Below are 20,477 nucleotides of genomic sequence, written 5' to 3'. Positions count from 1 at the left end.
ATATCGCTGTCCGGTTTCCGTCTTTTCAGCCGTCAAGGCAGGCCTGTGACAAAAACTGCTTTGTCCGTTCGTTTTGCGGGTTGCGGAAGATCTGTTCGGGAGTGCCATCCTCCTGAATCACGCCTTCATCGAAAAACAGAACGCGGTTGGATACGCTCCGCGCGAAACGCATTTCGTGCGAAACCACCATCATCGTCATCCCTTCCGACGCGATCTGGTTCATGACCGCCAAAACCTCGCCGACCCATTCCGGGTCCAGCGCACTGGTCGGTTCGTCGAACAGCATCACCTTGGGGCCCACGGCGAGCGCGCGCGCAATACCCACCCGCTGCTGCTGCCCCCCGGAAAGCCGGGAAGGATATTGGTCGTGCTTTTCCTGCAGGCCGACCTTGCGCAGAAGCTCCATCCCGATTTCGTCCGCTTCCTTTTTCGGAAGCTTTTTCACATAGATCAGGCTTTCCGTAACATTTTCCAGGACTGTTTTATTGTGGAAAAGGTTGTAATGCTGAAACACCATGGAGCTTTGCGCGCGAAGGCGGTAAATCCCTTTTTTGGTCGGGTTTTTCGCATCAATAACGGCGTCCGCAATCCGGATGGTGCCTTCGTCCGGCAGTTCCAGCCAGTTGAGCATCCTCAGCAGCGTCGTTTTTCCCGCGCCGCTGGGGCCGATCACCGTCACGATTTCCCCTTTTTCAATCCGGAGGCTGACCCCGCGAAGCACCTGGTTGGTGCCGTAGGCTTTTTTAAGATTTTCAATCTGTATCATCGGGCCACATCTCTTTCATATCGTCTTACATACCGTTCGATTATCCACAGAATCCGCTCAATTACAAAGCAGCACGCCCAGTAAATCAGCGATACCACAATGTAAATTTCAAAGAAGCGGAAGGAGCGGGCGCCGATCAGCTTGGCCTCCGCCATGATATCCACAATGGAAATGCTGAATGCCAGCGACGTTTCCTTTACCATGGAGATAAAAGAATTCCCCAGCGGGGGAAGCGCGACCTTGAACGCCTGCGGGATGATGATGCGGACCATCGCCTGCCGCGTGGTCATGTTGACGCTGTAGCATGCTTCCAGCTGTCCGGAATCGACCGAGAGCATGGCGCTCCGGATGGTTTCGGACATATACGCGCCGGAATTAAAGGAAAACGCCACGACGCCGAAAATCAGGGTCGGGATCCCGTCGACATTCAGATTCCACTGGAACTGCTCGTTCATCGCCCGAAGAAGGATCGGTGTTCCGTAATACACGAGGAAGAGCTGGACCAGCGTGGGGGTTCCGCGGATAAAAGATACATAGATTTTGCTGATCGGCTCCAGAACGCGGATATAAAAATAGCGGATCAGGGCGATCCCCAGCGCGATCATCAGTCCGATCAGGGAGGAAACCACGGCAAGCCCGAGGGTAACCGGCAGATAGGACACAATTTCAGGCACGGTGGAAATCATAAATCCGGGGTCAAATAATTTATTCATAGACAGTCAAGTCTCCTTGCAGATCTTTGCCAATTTCCTTTTGATTGAAAAGACCGGCAGAAGAAACGCGGACCGTTTACGCCGTATTCCTTCTGCCGCCTGTATCTGAAATTAAGATTTCCGGTCGGTAATGGCTTTTTCCGTTGAATAGTCTTCGCCAAGATACTTTTTGGAGATTTCAACAAGCCCGCCGTTGTCGGTCAGGGTTTTCAGCGCCTTATCGATCAATTTTTTATATTCGGTTCCCTTTTCGTTTTTGGAGAAAAGGAAGAATTCCGGTTTTACTCCCAGTTCCGGCGCCAATGCGTAACCCAGGTCAAGCCCCTGCTTTTCAGCGATCAGCTTTGTGGTTACCTCGCTGTTGATGGTGGCGTCCACACGGCCGGAAATAATGTCCTGAAGCATCAGGGTAACATCCCCGTCGTAATATTTCAGCTTGATCGCGTTATTGTTTTTCTTGTTGTAGTCCTCCAGCCAGGTCGTGTTGTTGGAACCGACGCCCGCCGCTACCGTTTTTCCATGAAGGTCTTTCAGAGAATGAATGTCCGTGCGGCCGCCTTTATAGATAATGGAGCTTGCGGAATAAGAATAGGGGAGCTCCGAAAATTGATATTTTTCTTCTCTGGATGGGTTTTTGGCAATTTGACTTGCAATCATATCGAATTTCCCGGATTCCAGCGCGACAAAAATAGAATCCCACGCCGTAGGCTGAAATTTGAATTCCACTTCGGGGATCAGTTCGTCCAGCGCGCGGACAACCGCCATGTCGTATCCGTCAACGGTACCGTCCGCATCCACATAGTTGAACGGAGGGTAGGCCCCTTCTGTCCCAACGATCACGGTTTCCACCTTGGTACCGGAATCGGAAGAAGCCGATGACGCGGCGGCGGAAGATGCGGACGTATCCGCCGCCGAACCGGCCGCAGAGGGTGCCGCGGTATTTGCGCAGGCGGCGGTCAGCAGAAGCAGAAGAGTAGCCAGGAAGAGAGAAATTGATTTTGCGCCCTTTTTCATATGTAAAACCTCTTTCATTTTTTAAGTATAAAAACATGGAATCTATTTTCAGATATAACAGCGGCTGCACCCTTTACACATTCGCGTATGGCGATGGATGCAGCGAATCATTTTTCCCTTCAAGCAGTTCATAAGTAACTTCCTTTCCAAAAATCTTATCCCTGTTTCATAAGCTTGCCGTATGCTTTTATCCGATAAAGCATACTTATCATATAGTTATTATATGAAATAGGGTTGCAATAAGGATAAAAGATTTTCTCCTTTTTGTCAAGAGACTTTTTATCACTGAAACAGTTAAATACCAATTTAAAGCTCTTTTCTGCTGCTCTCCGGTATCCATATTTCCATAAAGAGTATTTTTTGTACCTTTCGGTGACACAAAATGCATGAAAAGAAAATACAGAAGTCCGCAGAAATCTTGCGTTTTCAGAACTTTACTCCCAAATAACAAAAGAACGCACCTGCCTTTCAAGCATTTGCGTTCTTTTTATTGAATTGTAATATTCCCGGAAGTATAATAGGATTGATAAAAATGGATGGTTGTCATGCTATCGGAAAACATGAAAAAATCGGTTGCGGGCAGCTCGGAACAATCGCCATGCCGCCTGCTTATGACTGTTCAGAACGGGAAATGGAAGGTAAATTGCTCAGATTGTTGCCGTCGCTGCCGTCGGGAATCGACTTGAGATATTCGGTGTCGCCCCGGTGGGCGATCCCCACGCCGGCTATTCCGCCCTGTCTGGCCAATTGAACGGCCTGCGCTTTATCCAGGACCGTGTTGTCTGAAAGCTGGTAACCGGTCACTCTGCCGCTTTCTTTTACCAGCCCGGTGATGCTGCGGGCGTTGGGCGCGGGCGATGGAATATTGTCCAGCGTGTTCCGGGCAAGCGTATTCTGCTCCTGATTTTGTTCCACTTGAGTTCCTCCTTTGCTGTTTTTGATTAGTTTGCTCAGCAATTCAAAAATTATCGATTCGAAGGAATTCTTTCATCAGGGCATCAACCCTTAAAAGTGAATGCAAAACACATAAAATCCGCGTTCCGTTTATCATTCTGGTTTGTGAAATAAATTGAGCCATGATCGCAGAAAGGATATTTTTATTGAATAAGGAAGGATATGACAAAATCAGACAATGGTTTTTCCTTCACCCGGTATTGCTAAGCAGTATGAAGCGATTGAACCTCTGGCTGCCGCGAATTGTTTACTGCGTGTATCCCGCCCTGCTGGCGGTGTTGGCCGTCCGGAGGGATGAGCGCTTTTTTAAGGTGCTGCTGATACCGGCTTTCGCTTTCGGCGCCGTGACCGTGATGCGAAAGCTCTGGAATCGGCCGCGGCCGTATGAAAAACTGGAGATAGAGCCGCTGATCCCCCGCGAAAAGAAAGGGCAGTCTTTTCCGAGCCGGCATGTAGCTTCCGTAACCATTATAGCGGTTGCCTGTTGGTATATCTGGCTTCCCATCGGGATTGCAATGTTGGTGATTGCACTGCTGATCGCCGTTATCCGGCCCCTTGCCGGCATCCATTTTCCCGAAGACGTGATTGCCGGTATGGTGTTTAGCCTCCTGACCGGTATCATCGGGTTCTGGCTTTTGTAATACTCTGCTGCATGATTTATACCAGCATAAGAATAGGCTCTTGAACGCTGCCGAATGGATAAGACATGAAGATAAAGAAATTTGTGGGGAGCAATACAATGAATCTGAAGGAAAAAGCAAAGGAGTTAAAAACGGATATTCCCGCAGTATTTTTAAGTTTGAAAAGCAGCGATACGCCGGTTGCAGCCAGGATTTTTGCCTGTATAACAGTGGTATATGCGTTGTCACCGATTGATCTGATCCCTGATTTCATACCGGTTCTCGGTTACTTGGACGATGTTATTCTGCTGCCGGCATTGATTTCCCTTACGATAAAATTGATTCCCGATACAATCTTTGAGCAATACCGAAAAGAAGCGGAAGGTATGTGGCAGAGCGGGAAACCGAAGAAATGGTATTATGCCATACCCATTGCGGGAATTTGGCTGATCATTCTCTGGCTGATCGTGAAGGCCGTTTTTTTCTAAACTACTGTTAAATTCCCATTGAGAGGAGAATATTTATGCCGGGTCTGCTGAATTTAGGAAGTCTGATATTGGGGTTAATTGCATGGATTCTTCCCGTGGTCAATCTGCGGCGCAATAAGGCGGGCAGCGGGAGCCGGATTGTCTTGTGCGCGGCAAGCGTCAGCGCCTGTGCCGTCTCGCTGTGCCTGCAAATTTTCTACACGGATCATCTTGTAAAAATAGAGGACTGGTCGGCACTGATGGACACTTCTTCCTCGGTGGCATTGGTTTCCGCGATCCTTCTCACGGTTACAATCCTGCTCAATGCGATTGTGTTGAGTTCGTATTTCAGAAAGAATTAAATGGGCAGTCTAAAGGTTTGATACGGTCAGAAATGCCAGCAGGGCGACGGCCAGCAGTGTTCCGACCGACGCAATCGTATTTAAAACCGCATTGGCTTTCCGCTGTGTTTTCAGCAGTCTGCGGACAGCGGCATAGAACGCGATCCCAAGGATTCCCCCGAACGTATTGCCGATCAGGTCGGTGATATCGGACGCCCCGACTGCCAAAATAAACTGCATTGCCTCATAAAAGAAGCTTACACTGAAGATCGGAATAACTTTCTTCAGGAAAGACCAGCTGCTTTTCAGCATACTGATATAAAGCCCGAACGGGACGAAAATCAGGACATTTTCGTAGATTTCCGACCATTCAATCCTGTCGTTCACGACTACCGACTGGTAAAAAGGGATCAGGTTAATACTGCGGAAGGGATAAAATGGCCCGAAAGGGGACTGCATCTTGAATAATATGATCCAGGTCATTACGAGCAGATAAACAGCCAATAAGCTTCCTGTCAGAATTTGCTGTCTGGGTTCTTTCTTTTCCATAGAGACCTCCTTAAACCTTTATAATAGGATGATCCTTTGATTGTTTGTTTTCAACTGTATTAATAATACTAATACAGTAATACAATTATGTCAATACAAATTTTTGCTTACAGCATTTCCGGTTCATTCTGCAACCAGGCTGTCGATAAAGTTGCTTACTGCTGTTGGATGCACTTGCCGCCTTGTCTTGCACGATTTCTCGACTCCTGACAAGTTTCTCGACACTCTCGTAAACGGAAATGGAATTGCTGTAAATCGGAAGCGACAGGAAGAATCATTTGAAATCAGCGAAAGGGCCGGAATCCTGTTCAACGCGGGATTCCGGCCCTTTTATCGGCTTTATTGAGTTTTCAGAGCGGTTCTAAAATCAATGGACGGCATCAATCGTTTCAGACCGGAAAACAGATTTTTATCTTTTTCCGGATTTCACCAGATCAGCGTGCATTTCGTACAGAGCTTCACTGTTTTCCGTATCCAACTGTTTTTGAAAGCATTTGGATATGATTCCTTCCGGAAATTTTATCATGGATACCCCGCATTGTTTCAGCTCCCGGAACATTTCGGGGTCGGCCAATTCCGCGGCCGCGGCGGGGTCGATGCTGTTCGTCGATTTTTTACGAAGGTAATCGTTGTAGCTCATTTCGCGGCACGGATATTCGGCTGCTGTCATGTTTTCGGCGTCTTCAATGAACAGAAGATCGGTGAAATCGCAGATGCCGAGGTTCAGCCCATTGAAATCCCGGCCGGAAACCGCGTGATAATAATTGCATAATTTACAGTCCAACATAGAAATCCTCCTCTATATCATCGATAGGCTTACCTGACCGGCACAAATTCACTGATTTCCCGGTGTGCCTGCTTCGCGTAATTGTCGATGCTCATTTTATTTTTTACCGCGTGGTTCAGGCTGATACAGGCGGCTCCGCCGGCACATCCGCCGACGCAGGCCATTCCCTCTATGAAGTTTTCAGGCAGTTTCCCTTTGGAGGCTTTGATCAGTGCGGCGCGGCATTCCTCCAGCCCGTCGCAGATCGCCGGGTCGACCTGGAAATCGATATGCTTTTCCTCCAGCGCGTTGGAAACCGCTTCCGTCACGCCGCCGTTCCTTGCAAAAATCCTGCCGAAGTAAGAAGCGTCGCTCAGCTTCCTTTCTTCCAGCTCTTCCAGACGGATATCCAGGCCGCCGAAGATTGCCTGCAGCTCTTCAAAGGTGATCACGCTGTCGACTGCGCCTTTCAGCTCTTCCTTCTGAAATTCCATTTTCTTTGCGATGCAGGGGCCGATGAACACGACCTTCGCCGTTTTATCGACCATCTTGATCAGCCTGGCCGTCTCGACCATCGGAGAAGCATTGCTCGAAATATTGCTTTTTAGCTCCGGAAAATTCGTTTTGATATATTGGACAAAGGCCGGACAGCAGGAGGTCGTCAGAAACTCCTTTTCGACGAGCTCCTCCGCTTCCTTATGCGCCACGATGTCCGCGCCAAGGGCCGCCTCGACGACCCGGTTAAAGCCCATTTTATACAGGCCGGCCGCCACCTGCCCGACCTTTGCGTAGGAGAACTGGCTCGCGATTGCCGGCGCGACCGCGGCGTATACCCGGAAGTTTTTCCCGTTATTGGATTCCCGTATCATCTGCAGAACGTCCAGAACATACGATTTATCCACAATAGCGCCAAACGGGCACTGACGGACACATGCGCCGCAGCGGATGCATTTGTCGGGATCGATATCCGCCTTGTTCTGCTCATCCAGTAAGATCGCTTTTGCCTTGCACGCGTTGATGCACGGCCTTTCCTGCTCCGTAATCGCGTGATAGGGGCAGGCCCTCATGCACTGGCCGCACGCCTTGCATTTTTCGGGGTCGATGACCGCCTTATGGTTTACGAACGTGATCGCTTTCGCCGGACACGCGGATTGGCAGCGGTGGGCAATACAGCCCCGGCAGGTTTCCGTCACCAGAAAGCGCTTGTTTGGGCATTCTTCACAGGCAATATCGATGACCTCTACAACATTTTTGTTGTCCGGGCTGCCACCCATCGCCATCTTTACGCGTTCCTCCACAATGGCCCTTTCCCGGTAAATGCAGCACCGCATCGTCGCTTTGGGCCCCGGAACGATCGTGCGCGGAATATCATACAGCTTTGCGGGCAGCTCGTTCCTTGACGAAAGCCGGACCACCTCTTTCAGTACCCTGTATTTCAGTTCCTGTACGTTGGAATCAAAAATCAACAAATTACACACCCTCTCACAAGTCAGACCCGGATCGTTCGGAAAACAGGAGACGGTCAGCAGGAGCCGACCGTCTGAAGAACATATTCCCCAAACACATTTTCCAGATTTTCCGCTGAGACATAATCGGTAAATTTCCCTCCGAACCTGACCGGGATCCCGGCCTGGCCGAAATCGCCGACACAAAGCGAAGCGTTGAGCGAGACCCTGTTTTCCAGATGATTTTCTTCAATCAGCCTGCGAAATCCTTTTAAGACTTCCAGAGCCTTCAGGCGCAGCGATTTTCCAATGTATACTTCGATCACCATATAAAACCCCACCTATCTTTTGAAACCATTTTTCAGAATTGATAAATAATTCACACTGTAATACTGTAAAGGTAGCACGGCAGGAAAAAACCGTCAACAAAATGCGGCGCCGCGGGGTGTTCCTGAAAGAGGAAGCCCCGACCGGGGCAATTTGTCCATGGGCGAAAAAGTCCGATCAGCCGTAGGTTTTTCGGGGATACCGCATCCTTTTTTCAGCGGGAAAATACCTCAAAATGAAAAACCATATTTATAATACAAAGGATAAAATTGGGCGACACTGACGTTGTCTTTTTCAATATTTTATGGTAGGATAAAAAACATCAATTATAAATTGGATTTTCTTATTTATTTGGAGCATGCTTGATGGAAGAAATTATCGGTTTAAATCAATCAAACTGTAAGAACTGTTATAAGTGCATTCGCAACTGCCCGGTAAAATCCATTGCCTACCGGAACGAGCAGATTCACATTATCGGCGACGAATGTATTTATTGCGGAAACTGCCTGTTGGTCTGTCCGCAGAACGCGAAATATATCAACAGCGACCTTTCCAGGGTGAAACAGGCGATCCGTGCGGGGGAAAAGCTGTATGTGTCCCTGGCGCCTTCCTATATTGCCGCCTTCCCCGAAACCGGCATCGCGAAAATATCCGCCGCACTGAAGAAACTGGGGTTTGCCCATGTGGAGGAAACGGCGATCGGAGCCGAACAGGTTACCCGGGAGTATGAAAAGCTGATCCGCGAACACAAAATGCAGAATATTATCACCACCTCGTGCCCGTCGGTAAACCTGCTGATCGAAAAGAATTATCCGTCGCTGATCCATCAGCTTGCCCCGGTGGTGACCCCTTTGATTGCGCATGCGCGTATGATCAAACAGATTTACGGCATCCGGGCCAAAATCGTTTTTATCGGGCCGTGCATCTCCAAGAAGTACGAATGTGTGGACCCCGATAACGGGAATCTGTTATTTTCGGTTCTGACGTTCGACGAACTGGAAAAGTGGTTTCGGGAAGAAAATGTGGATTTTTTGCAGGACGACCATAACAGCCGCACTTTGAAAAACACATTGCCCCGCTACTATCCCGCGCCGGGGGGCATCATCAAAAACCTTCACCGGAAAGAACGGAGTACCTACGAATGCCTGAGCGTCGACGGAGTGGACCGCTGCATTGAAATTCTGGATTCCGTCGTGCAGGACAGTCTTTCCGGCTATTTTCTGGAGCTGAACGCCTGTTCCGGGGGATGTCTGGGGGGCCCGATTCTGAAGCTGATGAATCTCAGCTTTTTAAATGCCAAAAATGTGCTGGTCGATAATGTGAAACGGGCGAATGAAGCTCCGCCCGCCCTTACGGAGGGGGTTTCGTCCCAGTTTGCGAAAAGGTTCCGGAACCGCTCGGCAAAAAAGGGAATCATCGACGAGGAAAAAATCCGCAGCGTGCTGGCTTCAACCGGAAAAACCTCGCCGGAGAAGGAACTGAACTGCGGCTGCTGCGGGTACAATACCTGCCGCGAGAAAGCGATCGCGGTGCTGCAGGGAAAAGCGAACATCAACATGTGTATCCCTTATATGCGCGAACTGGCCGAAAGCATGTCCAATACGGTCGTGGAACACACCCCCACCGGTATTCTGGTCATTAACGACCGTCTGAAAATCGAGCAGATCAATCCCTCCGCCACTCAGCTTTTGAAGCTCGGAAAGGACTGCGTCGGGCTTCCCGTTGAAGAACTCCTTCCCAGCAGGGATTTTGAGGAGGTCCTTCAGACCGGAAAAAATATATTGAACCATAAGCAGTATTACAGGGAACTCGGGCTGATCCTGGAGCAGACGGTGGTTCATGTGAGCAATAACCAGCTGATTTTTGTGCTTCTGAAAGATGTTACCCGGCAGGAGCAGGTGCTGGAGGAACAGCGGAAGGTGACGGAGAAAACGGCCGCCTTTGCCAGGGAGGTCGTCAACAAACAAATGCGGGTAGTGCAGGAAATCGCCGACCTTCTCGGGGAAACAACCTGTGAAACCAAGGTGGCGCTGCTGCAGCTGACCGACAATATCGTTCCGGGAGCGGAGGACAAAAATGGATATCAGCATTGAGACGTACAGTGATTCCGTTCCCAAGTATCATGAGGGCCTTTGCGACGATCAGATCAGAATTGTACGCGACGAGTCCGGCGTCGCGGCGATTCTTGCGGACGGAAGAAACGGCGGGGCGAGGGCAAGCCTTCTGACCTCCTTTGCCGCAAAGATGATGGTGGCGATGCGCGGCAGCGGCGCGTCCATCGACCGGGTCGCCGATATGATTGCGGAATCCCAGCCGTCCGGCGGAAAAAAGGGGAAGGCGGGGAATATCGCCTTTACGCTGATCCTCGCGCTTTTCGACGGGACGATCCGGGTGGAGCAGTTTGAAACGCCTGACGTGATCCTGCTCCGCAGGGGCAGGCCGGTTGAGCTGCAGACGACCCAAAGGGCCGTGCAGGGCGGAACCGTCCGCAGCGGGAGGATAACGGCGAAGAAAGCGGATATGATCGTCGCGGTCGGCAACGGGATGCTGACCGCCGGAAGGAACAGAAAGCTGAAGGACGGCTGGAATTTGAAAAATATAGAAACCTATATGGCGAATGCCTACGATTCCCGGATGTCGGCCGAAGACCCCGTCCGGCTGCTTCTTGCCGCGGGCAGCTCCCTTTCTTCCGGAAAACCGGCGAGCGATCTGTCGGCGCTGGCCTTCCGGATCAACTGCCTTCGCGCGCCGTAAAAGGACCGCGGGCTTTTTGAGGATGAAATGGCATGATGATTTTTAAAACGCTGATGCTTCAGCTGTATAAACCCGGAAAACAGAAACGGGATTTGATGGATACGGCCCTTCTGCGCTATTCCCGGGCTTTGCAGTTCCTGATGGACACCTATCGAAATGAAATTACAGAGCTGTCCAAATCAGAGAAGGACATTACGCAGCACCAGATCCTGAAAATGATCGACAGGGAAACCGCCAAGAGCCTGAACCGTTTCGACATACAGCCCTTTAAGGATTCCCTGCTGATGGAATTTTCCGCCATCGCCGCCTCCTATCTTGCGCGCAGGCGCAATCATCCCAAAACCGGGTACCCTCTTCCTTTCCTGGACGCCCCGCGCTATTCCCGCGCAATGTCGGACTGCGTTGCGCAGTTTGACAGCGGGAAGATCGGCCCGCAAAGGTTTCAACACCGCTCCTTTAAGCTGGTGGATAAGGCGGGAAAGCTGCGGTCCGTCTATTTCGGCCGGTACGCAATGAACCGCGATTACTGCCTGCTTTACGATGAGTTTAAGGAACGGTTCTATGCGAAGCTGTATCTGATGAACCGCGCGGACAGCGTTCCGGGCGGGTATTGCGCAAGCGGGCTCAGCCTGAAATATGTCTGGGACGGGATGCCTTTCATAAACAATCTGCCCGGACAGAGAAGATATATCGTCGTCCCGCTGGCTTTTGGAAAAGAGCAGTACGCCGACCTGAAGGAAGCGCTGAAAAATCCGCGCCTGCTGCATTCCTCCCGGCTGGTCAAAAAAGACCGGCAGTATTATCTGATGGTCAATATCGAGTGCAGCCGGCAGATCACCAGGGAAACGGTCACGACCATGGGGGTCGCGCGCGGCGTTCACGGGGGATTGAGCTATACGATCTGCGATAAAGGCGGTGTCGTCAGGGAAAGAAAACGGATTTCCGCATGCCAGAAGCAGAACGACCCGTCCGCCTTTTCCAATACGATTGCGGAAATCGCGGCGAAAAACCGCTCTCAGGTGGTGCTGGAGGCAAACGGCGGAAAAAACGACCGGATGCCCGTTCCCGCGCAGAACCCGGAGCTTTGTTTTTCGGTCGGGGATTATCTGCTGCTTGCTCAGAAATTGAAATACAAACTGCCCGGAAAAGGTCTGCCGCCGCCGGTCGAGGTGAGCTCGAACGGCCTTTTCCTCACCTGTCCCCGCTGCGGGACAAGGACGCAGAGAAACCGTGTGACCGATGAACTTTTTGCGTGTATCCGCTGCGGATATGCGGCTGAATTTGAGACGGTCGGAAGCGAGAACCTTGCGAAAAGGCTGGATAAATATCACAGCGACAAGGTCCCCATCACGGTCTCGAAAAAAGAGGACGGTTTTCTTTGCTGCAATAAAATTCTCGGCTTCCGGTGCGAGCTTCCGCCGGACACGACGGATTATACGCCGATGTTTGAGGAGCTTGACCGGTTTATCGGCAGAATGAGGGAAACCTATATCGACGATTCCAAAAGGTATGCCGTCTGGAAAAAGCTTGCGCAGGCACCCGACCTGCGCAAATCCGTCCACCTCCTTTTGAGGTGAATTCCTGTTTGGGTGCATTAGCTACCGCATCATGATTCCGCACACGCGGGCAATCCCGTGTGCAGAGCGATTCCGCTGAGCGGAAACGGGTAACCGTCCAAGTGTAGCTATTTCAATAAAGCCTGACCCGGGAGGAAAGTTCCGTCCCGGCTCGGGCTTTTTCTAAAAGGAGTGGAAGCAGATTGGCTGAGACAATACTGAGAACCGAACGGTTGATTTTAAGGCCATGGCATATGGAGGACGCACAGGCGCTGTATGAATATGCCCGGGACCCCCGCGTGGGGCCGATCGCCGGCTGGCCGGTACATACCGGCGTTGATAACAGCAGAGAGATTATCAGGGATATTCTTTCCAAAGAGGAAACCTACGCCGTCGTCCTGAAAAGGGACAGCCGCCCGATCGGCAGTATCGGCCTGATTTCCTCTGAGAAGGATGGGTGGACTCTGGAAACCGGCGGCGGAGAGATCGGCTATTGGATCGGCGTGCCCTTCTGGGGAAGAGGGCTCATCCCGGAAGCCGTGCGGGAACTTATGCGGCACGGCTTCGAGGACCTCGGTCTGAAAACTCTCTGGTGCGGCTATTATGAGGGAAACGACCGTTCCCGGCGGGTACAGGAGAAATGCGGGTTCCTCTATCATCATACCGAGCACGGCAGGCTATGCCCGCTGATGCATGAAACCCGTATAACGCATTTTTCCTGCATCACAAAGGAGCAATGGCATCAAAATATCTCAGGCGGACGGCGCTGAAGGCGGAAAACCGTTGGCGGGCGGACCTGAGAAATGGGGGTGATCATTCCCCTGTCGGCGATGGGAAAAGCTCCGGCTGCAGGGGAGGGTTTTGTACAAAAATGTTAAAACTTTAAGTGAATATAATGTCTGGATTTTTCACTAAAGTTATCACGTGTGCATTTTTCTGGTTTGGAATTTATCGCTTAATGGTTTGGATTTCGCTCCCTGCTCCGTAGAGAATTCTATATAATGATAGATGGTAAGTAGTCTTGTGTATAGAAGAAGTGTTTCATTTTGTAAGGGAGGTCAATAACGTGTTAGAAAAAGGATTTTCCAAACCGACCGCCAGAGTAGAGCGTCTGAAGGACATGATTATTCATGCCAAGCCCTGTGTGGAATCCGAGCGCGCTATTCTGATTACCGAGTCCTATAAGGAAACAGAGGGACTCCCTATCATCATGAGGCGTGCAAAGGCAGTGGAGAAAATTTTCAACGAGCTGCCCGTGACGATCCGTGACGACGAGCTGATCGTTGGTTCCATGACGAAGAATCCGCGTTCGGCGGGAATCTATCCCGAATTTTCCTGTGAATGGGTGGAAAAGGAATTCGATACCATGACCGACCGTCTGGCCGATCCTTTCATCATCTCCGGGCAGACCAAAAAAGAGCTTCATGACGTTTTTACCTATTGGAAGGGCAGGACGGTCAACGAGCTGGCCGCCTCCTATATGTCGCAGGAGGCAAAGGACGCGATGGCGTCGGGCGTCTTTACCGTCGGAAACTATTTCTTCGGCGGAGTGGGCCATGTGAACGCCGACTATGGCAAGGTGCTGAAGATCGGCTTCCGGGGAATCCTTGCGGAAGTGGTCAATGCGATGGAAAAGCTGGATAAGCTGGACCCCAACTATGTAAGAACCCAACAGTTCTACCATGCTCTGATCATTACCTATTGCGCGGCGATCACGTTCGCCCACCGGTACGCGGCGAAGGCAAAGGAGCTGGCTGCGGCCGAATCCGACCCCGTCAGGAAAACGGAGCTTCTTCAGATCGCCCGCAACTGTGAGCGGGTGCCGGAATACGGCGCGACCAATTTCTATGAGGCCTGTCAGTCGTTCTGGTTTGTTCAGGCGATGATCCAGATCGAGTCCAGCGGCCATTCCGTTTCCCCCGGGCGCTTCGACCAGTATATGTATCCGTATTACGCCGCGGATAAATCGGTTACCGAGGACTTCGCGAAAGAGCTGATCCACTGCCTGTGGGTCAAGTTCAATGACGTCAGCAAAATCCGCGACGAAGTTTCCGCTCAGGCGTTCGCCGGTTACGGCGGGTTCCAGAACCTTTGCGTCGGCGGGCAGACCCCCGGCGGGATGGACGCTTCCAACGAGCTGTCCTACCTCTGTATGGATGCCTGCGCCGCCGTGAAGATGCCGCAGCCTTCCTTCTCGATCCGTGTATGGCAGGGGACTCCGGACGAATTCCTCTACCGTGCGTGCGAGCTTGCCCGTCTCGGACTCGGCGTGCCGGCCATGTATAATGACGAGGTCATCATTCCGGCACTGGAAAACAGGGGCGTTTCTCTGGAGGATGCCCGCAATTACGCCCTGATCGGCTGCGTGGAGCCCCAGTGTCCCCATAAAACGGACGGCTGGCATGACGCCGCTTTCGTCAATGTCGCCAAAATACTGGAGATCACCCTCAACAACGGAAAAGCCGGCGGAAAGCAGCTCGGGCCCGTCACCGGGGACCCGACCGAATGGAAATCCACCGACGACCTGTTCGCGGCGTTTAAGAAACAGATTGAGTATTTTGTCTATTATGTGGCGGAGGCGGACAACTGCGTGGATGTCGCACATACGGAAAGATGTCCTTTGCCGTTTCTTTCCGCTTTGGTGGATGATTGTATCGCCAGAGGCAAATCGCTGCAGGAGGGCGGAGCCGTTTACAACTTTACCGGTCCGCAGGCATTCGGCGTTGCCGACTGCGGCGACTCCGTTTATGCGATACAGAAGAATGTTTTTGAAGATAAAAACATTACGCTCGCCCGGCTGAAGGAAGCGATGGACGCGAACTTCGGTTATGGCGACGGCGGCGTGCGGTCTGCCTCCTCTTTGACGGAGGAGGAAATTGACAGAAGAATGTACCAGGCTCTTGCAAAGCTGGTGGGATGCCACTGCGGAATTGATCTGGCCTCTCTCAGAGACCGGGTAATGGCGGAGATTCAAGCTCCCCCCGAAGGGGATTACGAGTATATTCGTAAGCTGATGGACAGCACGCCGTGTTATGGAAATGACATTGACGAGATCGATATGATCGCACGCAAGTGCGCGCTGCTCTACTGCAAAGAGGTTGAAAAGTACCGGAATCCGCGCGGCGGACTCTTCCAGCCGGGGATTTATCCGGTGTCGGCCAACGTCCTGTTCGGAAAGGACGTCGGCGCTATGCCGGACGGCAGACTCGCAAAGCAGCCCCTGGCGGACGGCTGTTCCCCCAGACCGGGCAAAGATGTCGAAGGACCCACGGCGGCGGCGAATTCCGTTGCCAAGCTGGACCATACGCTCGTTTCCAACGGAAGCCTTTACAATATGAAATTCCTGCCCTCCGCCATTGCGGGGGATACGGGACTGAAGAATTTCGCCTCCGTTGTCAGAAGCTATTTTGACCATAAAGGCCAGCACATCCAGTTCAATGTCGTAGACAGGGAGACCCTGCTGGCCGCCCAGAAAAATCCCGACGATTACAGGGATCTGGTGGTGCGTGTCGCCGGCTACAGCGCGCACTTTGTGGTGCTGGCAAAAGAGGTTCAGGACGATATCATCAGCCGTACGGAGCAGACCTTCCGCTGACATCCTTTATTGATTCCTTTAACAGGCAGTGTGAAAGCGTTTGTGTCTTCTGTGCCGTAAAACGCGGCAGGAAAACCGTCCCGCTTTCACACTGCCTCCTTCTATGACAGAGGTGTTTCAGAATACCCTTCTGTTGCTTGTGAAAATTTCGTATTTGGCATCCTGTTATATAGGAATGGAGGATAGGCAATGGACCAGCAATTAATCAATAAGGTAGTGCAGTCCTCATATGGCGTGACCGCCGAAAGCTGCAGCGGGAATCCGGCTGTGAGAAAACATAGGAACCAGCAATGATAAAGAAGGACTTTTCATCAAACGGAAAGCCCTTCTTTTTTCTATCTGCGCCTGAATAACGATGCCATCGCGGATTTACCCGCCGATCTTACGGTTAATACGCACGTGTGCCGAGGAAACTATCACTCTACCTGGGCTACCAGCGGCGGTTACGCGCCGGTAGCGGATATCCTGTTCGGCGGCGAAAATGTCGGTGCCTATTATCTGGAATTTGACGACGGCCGTTCCGGGGACTTTGCTCCTCTGGCCAAAATCTCGGGGGAAAAGCTGGTGGTATTGGGCCTGGTTACTTTAAAATGCCCCAAGCTGGAAAACAGGGCGGCTGTTATCGCCCGCATTCACGAAGCCGCTGCCTATGTGCCTCTCGATCGCCTGTGCCTGAGCCCGCAATGCGGCTTTGCCTCCACCGAAGAAGGCAATATCCTCACTGAGGAGGAACAGTGGTCCAAAATCAGATGGATCAGGGAAATCGCCGCGGAAGTCTGGGGATCGTGCTGATTCCATAATCGTATCGGACCGGCATGCTTTCCCAAAAGAGTATCACCTGTATAGGATATTCCATATCAAAAATCCTCCTGCCGTAGTTCTGATTCTGCGTTAGGGGGATTTTTCGCAATGCCCTTTTCAGGGGTTTCATTCATATGAAGGAGAGGGATAAAAGTTTCCATAAACATCATCTGAAGATTCCCGTAACAATCAGAATTGACTTTTTTCATAATTTCCTGTATTATATAACATATATGATTAGTATGATATTTATTCCGATTATAATGGAAAGAGGGACCGTTTTAGCATACTGTTTTTAAACCCTTTGTTTTTTGCTATAATATTCAGGAGTACACGCTGAAGGAGTGCCTTGGACATTACTTCCGGACGCCAAAGACACGAAAAAATGATACAGTATGAGTAGGAGCATAAAAAATCAGAAAAACCGGAATTCTTACAGGAGGAATGGAAATGAACAGTCAGTTTGATCAGATAATAGAGAGAAAGGGTACGAATTCCCTCAAATATGATTTCGCCGCCGAACGCGGAAAACCGGAGGACGTTTTGCCCCTTTGGGTAGCCGACATGGATTTTAAAACGTCTCCTTTTATTATTGAAGCTTTACAGAAAGCCGCCGGACATGGAATTTTCGGTTACTCCGAAAGCAAAGCGGGCTATTTTACTGCCCTGCAAAGCTGGTATGCCCAATATTTCGGCTGGAAGCTTCAAAGCGACTGGCTTGTAAAAACGCCGGGCGTCGTTTTCGCAATCTGTATGGCCATTCGGGCCCTGTCGAAAGAAGGGGACTCTGTGTTAATCCAGCGCCCGGTGTATTACCCGTTTTCCCAGTCGATTCTGGACAACGACCGAAAGCTGGTGAATAACCCGCTCGTTTATCGCGACGGGAAATATCAGATCGATTTCGAGGACTTTGAAGAGGAAATCGTTCGGAACAAGGTGAAAATTTTTATTCTTTGCAACCCCCACAATCCGGTCGGCCGCGTGTGGACAAAGGAAGAGCTGATCCGCTTAGGCGATATTTGTGTAAAACACGGGGTCTATATTGTATCCGATGAAATCCATGCGGATTTTGTTTTCGAGGGGCACCGCCATTCTGTTCTTGCAAATCTGAAACCGGAATACCTAAAGAGAACCATCACCTGCACGGCGCCAAGCAAGAGCTTCAACCTGGCGGGCCTGCAGGTATCCAATATTTTGATCGCCAATGGGGAAATCAGAAAAAAATTTCAGCTTGAGATCAACAGGGCCGGCTATTCCCAGCTAAACACAATGGGGCTTGTCGCCTGCCAGGCGGCGTATGAAAACGGCAGGCCGTGGCTTGAGGAGCTCAAACAATACCTTGCTGAAAATCTCACGTTTACCAGAAATTTCTTGTCTGAAAAACTGCCGCAGATCGAAATGATCGAGCCGGAGGGGACTTATCTGGTGTGGCTCGATTTCCGCAGGCTCGGTCTGGATGACAGGCAGCTTGAAGATCTGATTGTGAACCGGGCAAAGCTGTGGCTGGACAGAGGTTCCATTTTCGGACCGGAGGGAAAGGGCTTTGAACGGGTCAATATCGCCTGCCCGAGGGCGACCCTGCAAAGAGCGCTGCTGCAGTTGGAGCAGGCGGTAAATCAGCAGGAAATCTGACACCCATGCGTCGGAAGGAAAACACTATTCAGCACCTCTTCGGAGGTGCTTTTGTTATATCGGAAAACCACCCGCCTTTCTCTTAACTCAGGAAGCGGAGATTTTGAAATCAGCGCATCACAATCGTGCAGGGCGTAAACACCGCTGAAATTGCTACGGCATTTCCCGCTGATTCTGCAGCAAGTTTGCGTTCCTCCCCCGCCTTTGGCGGGGGAGGAACGTGTAGAGACAGTTTGCAGGGTGGTAAATATTGGAGTTGACCCCGGGTTGAAATTGACGGTAAAATAATATTGAAAAACGCTCCGATTACTGATAGCGTGCAGGCTGCGCGTTCAGACTGCAGAACTGGCAAATTGAAATCGGTCTGTCAGGCTTGCGCTCCAAAGATTTAGAATACGAATTGGGGAAGATGTGTTGCTGGACATTTCTTCCTCTTTTTTAAATAGGACAGGCTGTTTCGGACTGAAGGCTGTCCCGTTGTATTAGGGTGCTATATACTGGAATGCAAACCACATAAACTTTACCGAATTTTGAAAGTTTTTGCCATCGTCAATCGTATCTATGGGTGAAGGGAGGAAAAGAGATGGAAAAAACATCGTCCGGTACCAACGATGTTGTAACAGAAGCTCTCGACAAATATTCCGATATGGTTCGAAGAATATGCTTTATGTATCTTAAGAATGAAGCGGATGTGGAGGACATCTTTCAAAATGTCTTTTTAAAGCTGCTGCAAAATAAAAGACCGTTTGAAAACGGCGCGCATGAAAAGGCATGGCTCTGCAGAGTTACCATAAATGAATGCAAGGATTTCCACAAAAGCTTTTTCCGTAAAAATACTTGTTCCATCGACGACTTAGAAATTCCCATAGAGGATAAATCCGAAGAAGGTGTGTTGCGTGAAGTGTTGTCGCTTCCACAGAAATACAGAAATGTAATTTATCTGTTCTATTTCGAGGACTATTCGGTTCCTGAAATTGCAGTGATTCTTGGAAAAAATCAAAATACAATCCACACACATCTGCGAAGAGCGAAAGCAATTTTAAAGAACAAATTGAGAGGTTTTGATGATGGAAACTATTTTTAGGGCCGCTATGAACCATATCCGTGCCAGGGAAGACCTGAAAAGAAAAACAAAGGAATCCCTCATTGCCAGTTTAAGCACGGCACCCGCTGCGACACAGAGCAGGCACAGGCTCTCCATGAGGCAAAGAGCCCTGATAGCAGCCTGTACCGTCGTTTGTGTGTGTGCAATGTCTGCTGCCGCAGTTTCCTACTATAAAACTCCCGCTTCCTATTTAAGCCTTGACATTAATCCCAGCGTTGAGCTGGGCGTCAATGGATTCGGAAGAATTGTGTCCGCAACAGCTTATAACAGCGAAGGCACAGTGATTCTGAACGGGCAAAACATCATGGACGCGGATGTCGAAAGCGCTGTCCATACTTTGGTTAAGTCGGCCGCGCAGAAAGGCTTTGTCGCACAGGACGGCTCAACGGTAATTTCCGTGACCTCTGAAACCGACGATACCTCGGACGCGATCGAACTGGAAGACGCCGCGGCACAGGGCGCAGAAACGGCAATAAAATCAGAAGGGAAGACCGCAACAATCAGCAGGGACCACATTCCCTTGGAAAAGCGGGATGAAGCCAAAAAGCTGGCCATTACTCCGGGCAAGCTGAGCTTGATACGAAAGCTGCAGGCGCTCGATCCCTCCGTCACTGTCAGCGAATACAAGAGTGCCAAAGTGACGGATATCATGAAAAGGATCGACGAACTGAAAAATCCGGCGGATACGGACGGGAACGATACAAAGGACAACTCTGCTCCGACGGATAACAGCAGCGCCCCCGATGAAACGGCCGGCGAAGATACACCGAATTCATCCGGCACAGCCGTTGACGACAATCAACAGGCTGATGAGAGTTCCGCGGTTTCCTCAGGTGAAGCCGGCAAAGACAATGTCTCCGATTCATCCGATGACCCGGAAAAAGAAGACACCGCTTCCAGCCGAAAAGGGGAAACGTCCTCTCAGGCACAAAGCCGCTCCAGCAATTCAAACGGCTCAAAAGTCAGCCGCCGTTCCTCTTCCTCCCCTTCAAGTCAGCAGAAACGATAAGGAATTCCATACGACAAATCGGCTGACACATGGAATACGGACGCGGCATAAAGCCTGATGCCG

General features: G+C 50.7%; 19 protein-coding genes and 1 pseudogene. 12 read left to right on the top strand and 8 right to left on the bottom strand.

Annotation, left to right across the window (positions count from 1 at the left end; all coding sequences use genetic code 11):
- Window positions 1-25: 25 nt before the first annotated feature.
- The 4 genes from VXK30_RS11885 to VXK30_RS11870 form a co-directional block, all read right to left on the bottom strand.
- Complete coding sequence (locus tag VXK30_RS11885; RefSeq protein ID WP_275713836.1) at window positions 26-766, bottom strand: amino acid ABC transporter ATP-binding protein; 741 nt, start codon at window positions 764-766, stop codon at window positions 26-28.
- A complete protein-coding gene (locus VXK30_RS11880; protein ID WP_275713835.1) occupies window positions 763-1,479 on the bottom strand; it encodes an amino acid ABC transporter permease in 717 nt (238 codons plus the stop codon). The genes VXK30_RS11885 and VXK30_RS11880 overlap by 4 nt, the downstream gene beginning before the upstream one ends.
- Before the next feature lie 111 nt (window positions 1,480-1,590).
- A complete protein-coding gene (locus VXK30_RS11875) occupies window positions 1,591-2,493 on the bottom strand; it encodes a transporter substrate-binding domain-containing protein (protein WP_275713834.1) in 903 nt (300 codons plus the stop codon).
- A gap of 609 nt (window positions 2,494-3,102) precedes the next feature.
- A complete protein-coding gene (locus VXK30_RS11870; RefSeq protein ID WP_275713833.1) occupies window positions 3,103-3,408 on the bottom strand; it encodes a DUF3892 domain-containing protein in 306 nt (101 codons plus the stop codon).
- A 251-nt stretch (window positions 3,409-3,659) separates the two neighbouring features.
- Between VXK30_RS11870 and VXK30_RS11865 the strand changes: the two genes are divergently transcribed.
- From VXK30_RS11865 to VXK30_RS11855, 3 genes are all read left to right on the top strand, one after another.
- Window positions 3,660-4,088, top strand: a complete 429-nt coding sequence (locus VXK30_RS11865; protein WP_275713832.1) for a phosphatase PAP2 family protein — start codon at window positions 3,660-3,662, stop codon at window positions 4,086-4,088.
- 98 nt (window positions 4,089-4,186) lie between these two features.
- On the top strand, window positions 4,187-4,555 hold the full coding sequence (locus tag VXK30_RS11860) for a YkvA family protein (protein WP_275713831.1): 369 nt from the start codon (window positions 4,187-4,189) through the stop codon (window positions 4,553-4,555).
- 68 nt (window positions 4,556-4,623) lie between these two features.
- Window positions 4,624-4,896 (top strand): hypothetical protein, encoded by a 273-nt coding sequence (locus VXK30_RS11855; protein WP_275713830.1) that lies wholly within the window; start codon window positions 4,624-4,626, stop codon window positions 4,894-4,896.
- A gap of 9 nt (window positions 4,897-4,905) precedes the next feature.
- Here VXK30_RS11855 and VXK30_RS11850 read toward each other — a convergent pair whose 3' ends face one another.
- The 4 genes from VXK30_RS11850 to VXK30_RS11835 all read right to left on the bottom strand — a co-directional run bounded on the left by VXK30_RS11850 (window position 4,906) and on the right by VXK30_RS11835 (window position 7,964).
- Window positions 4,906-5,424, bottom strand: a complete 519-nt coding sequence (locus VXK30_RS11850) for a VanZ family protein (protein ID WP_275713829.1) — start codon at window positions 5,422-5,424, stop codon at window positions 4,906-4,908.
- A gap of 409 nt (window positions 5,425-5,833) precedes the next feature.
- Entirely contained in the window at window positions 5,834-6,211 is a 378-nt protein-coding gene (locus tag VXK30_RS11845; protein ID WP_275713828.1) for a hypothetical protein, read from the bottom strand.
- Between the two features lie 29 nt (window positions 6,212-6,240).
- Window positions 6,241-7,668, bottom strand: a complete 1,428-nt coding sequence (locus VXK30_RS11840; RefSeq protein WP_442867964.1) for a 4Fe-4S dicluster domain-containing protein — start codon at window positions 7,666-7,668, stop codon at window positions 6,241-6,243.
- A 44-nt stretch (window positions 7,669-7,712) separates the two neighbouring features.
- Window positions 7,713-7,964, bottom strand: a complete 252-nt coding sequence (locus VXK30_RS11835; protein WP_275713826.1) for a hypothetical protein — start codon at window positions 7,962-7,964, stop codon at window positions 7,713-7,715.
- 363 nt (window positions 7,965-8,327) lie between these two features.
- On the opposite strand from VXK30_RS11835, the gene VXK30_RS11830 reads away from it, so the two are divergent.
- From VXK30_RS11830 to VXK30_RS11790, 9 genes and pseudogenes are all read left to right on the top strand, one after another.
- Entirely contained in the window at window positions 8,328-10,055 is a 1,728-nt protein-coding gene (locus VXK30_RS11830) for a [Fe-Fe] hydrogenase large subunit C-terminal domain-containing protein (RefSeq protein ID WP_275713825.1), read from the top strand.
- Window positions 10,039-10,716 carry a SpoIIE family protein phosphatase gene (locus tag VXK30_RS11825; RefSeq protein ID WP_275713824.1) on the top strand — a complete coding sequence of 226 codons (678 nt, stop codon included), beginning with the start codon at window positions 10,039-10,041 and terminating at the stop codon, window positions 10,714-10,716. Before VXK30_RS11830 ends, VXK30_RS11825 begins: the two co-directional genes overlap by 17 nt.
- Before the next feature lie 32 nt (window positions 10,717-10,748).
- A complete protein-coding gene (locus VXK30_RS11820; RefSeq protein ID WP_275713823.1) occupies window positions 10,749-12,293 on the top strand; it encodes a zinc ribbon domain-containing protein in 1,545 nt (514 codons plus the stop codon).
- Window positions 12,294-12,475: 182 nt separating this feature from the next.
- Window positions 12,476-13,042, top strand: a complete 567-nt coding sequence (locus tag VXK30_RS11815; RefSeq protein WP_275713822.1) for a GNAT family N-acetyltransferase — start codon at window positions 12,476-12,478, stop codon at window positions 13,040-13,042.
- A 296-nt stretch (window positions 13,043-13,338) separates the two neighbouring features.
- Complete coding sequence (locus tag VXK30_RS11810) at window positions 13,339-15,867, top strand: glycyl radical protein (RefSeq protein ID WP_275713821.1); 2,529 nt, start codon at window positions 13,339-13,341, stop codon at window positions 15,865-15,867.
- A 336-nt stretch (window positions 15,868-16,203) separates the two neighbouring features.
- Window positions 16,204-16,659: pseudogene (locus VXK30_RS11805) on the top strand (5-methyltetrahydropteroyltriglutamate--homocysteine methyltransferase); the annotation flags it as partial.
- A 459-nt stretch (window positions 16,660-17,118) separates the two neighbouring features.
- A complete protein-coding gene (locus tag VXK30_RS11800; protein WP_275713820.1) occupies window positions 17,119-18,300 on the top strand; it encodes a MalY/PatB family protein in 1,182 nt (393 codons plus the stop codon).
- A 583-nt stretch (window positions 18,301-18,883) separates the two neighbouring features.
- A complete protein-coding gene (locus VXK30_RS11795; RefSeq protein ID WP_275713819.1) occupies window positions 18,884-19,384 on the top strand; it encodes an RNA polymerase sigma factor in 501 nt (166 codons plus the stop codon).
- The gene (locus VXK30_RS11790) at window positions 19,368-20,414 is read left to right on the top strand and encodes an anti-sigma-I factor RsgI family protein (RefSeq protein ID WP_275713818.1); all 1,047 of its coding nucleotides are present in this window, start codon (window positions 19,368-19,370) and stop codon (window positions 20,412-20,414) included. The genes VXK30_RS11795 and VXK30_RS11790 overlap by 17 nt, the downstream gene beginning before the upstream one ends.
- Window positions 20,415-20,477 lie beyond the last annotated feature (63 nt).

Source organism: Caproiciproducens sp. CPB-2, from assembly GCF_036287215.1.
GTDB lineage: Bacteria > Bacillota > Clostridia > Oscillospirales > Acutalibacteraceae > Caproiciproducens.
The sequence above is the reverse complement of the archived record's forward strand: the minus strand, read 5'-3'. Positions and strand labels throughout refer to the sequence as shown.

What these genes read in the sequence shown, in the direction of transcription:
- VXK30_RS11885 (WP_275713836.1), bottom strand. Translation starts at nt 766, where the DNA reads ATGATACAGATTGAAAATCTTAAAAAAGCCTACGGCACCAACCAGGTG.
- VXK30_RS11880 (WP_275713835.1), bottom strand. Translation starts at nt 1,479, where the DNA reads ATGAATAAATTATTTGACCCCGGATTTATGATTTCCACCGTGCCTGAA.
- VXK30_RS11875 (WP_275713834.1), bottom strand. Translation starts at nt 2,493, where the DNA reads ATGAAAAAGGGCGCAAAATCAATTTCTCTCTTCCTGGCTACTCTTCTG.
- VXK30_RS11865 (WP_275713832.1), top strand. Translation starts at nt 3,660, where the DNA reads ATGAAGCGATTGAACCTCTGGCTGCCGCGAATTGTTTACTGCGTGTAT.
- VXK30_RS11860 (WP_275713831.1), top strand. Translation starts at nt 4,187, where the DNA reads ATGAATCTGAAGGAAAAAGCAAAGGAGTTAAAAACGGATATTCCCGCA.
- VXK30_RS11850 (WP_275713829.1), bottom strand. Translation starts at nt 5,424, where the DNA reads ATGGAAAAGAAAGAACCCAGACAGCAAATTCTGACAGGAAGCTTATTG.
- VXK30_RS11845 (WP_275713828.1), bottom strand. Translation starts at nt 6,211, where the DNA reads ATGTTGGACTGTAAATTATGCAATTATTATCACGCGGTTTCCGGCCGG.
- VXK30_RS11835 (WP_275713826.1), bottom strand. Translation starts at nt 7,964, where the DNA reads ATGGTGATCGAAGTATACATTGGAAAATCGCTGCGCCTGAAGGCTCTG.
- VXK30_RS11830 (WP_275713825.1), top strand. Translation starts at nt 8,328, where the DNA reads ATGGAAGAAATTATCGGTTTAAATCAATCAAACTGTAAGAACTGTTAT.
- VXK30_RS11825 (WP_275713824.1), top strand. Translation starts at nt 10,039, where the DNA reads ATGGATATCAGCATTGAGACGTACAGTGATTCCGTTCCCAAGTATCAT.
- VXK30_RS11820 (WP_275713823.1), top strand. Translation starts at nt 10,749, where the DNA reads ATGATGATTTTTAAAACGCTGATGCTTCAGCTGTATAAACCCGGAAAA.
- VXK30_RS11800 (WP_275713820.1), top strand. Translation starts at nt 17,119, where the DNA reads ATGAACAGTCAGTTTGATCAGATAATAGAGAGAAAGGGTACGAATTCC.
- VXK30_RS11795 (WP_275713819.1), top strand. Translation starts at nt 18,884, where the DNA reads ATGGAAAAAACATCGTCCGGTACCAACGATGTTGTAACAGAAGCTCTC.
- VXK30_RS11790 (WP_275713818.1), top strand. Translation starts at nt 19,368, where the DNA reads ATGGAAACTATTTTTAGGGCCGCTATGAACCATATCCGTGCCAGGGAA.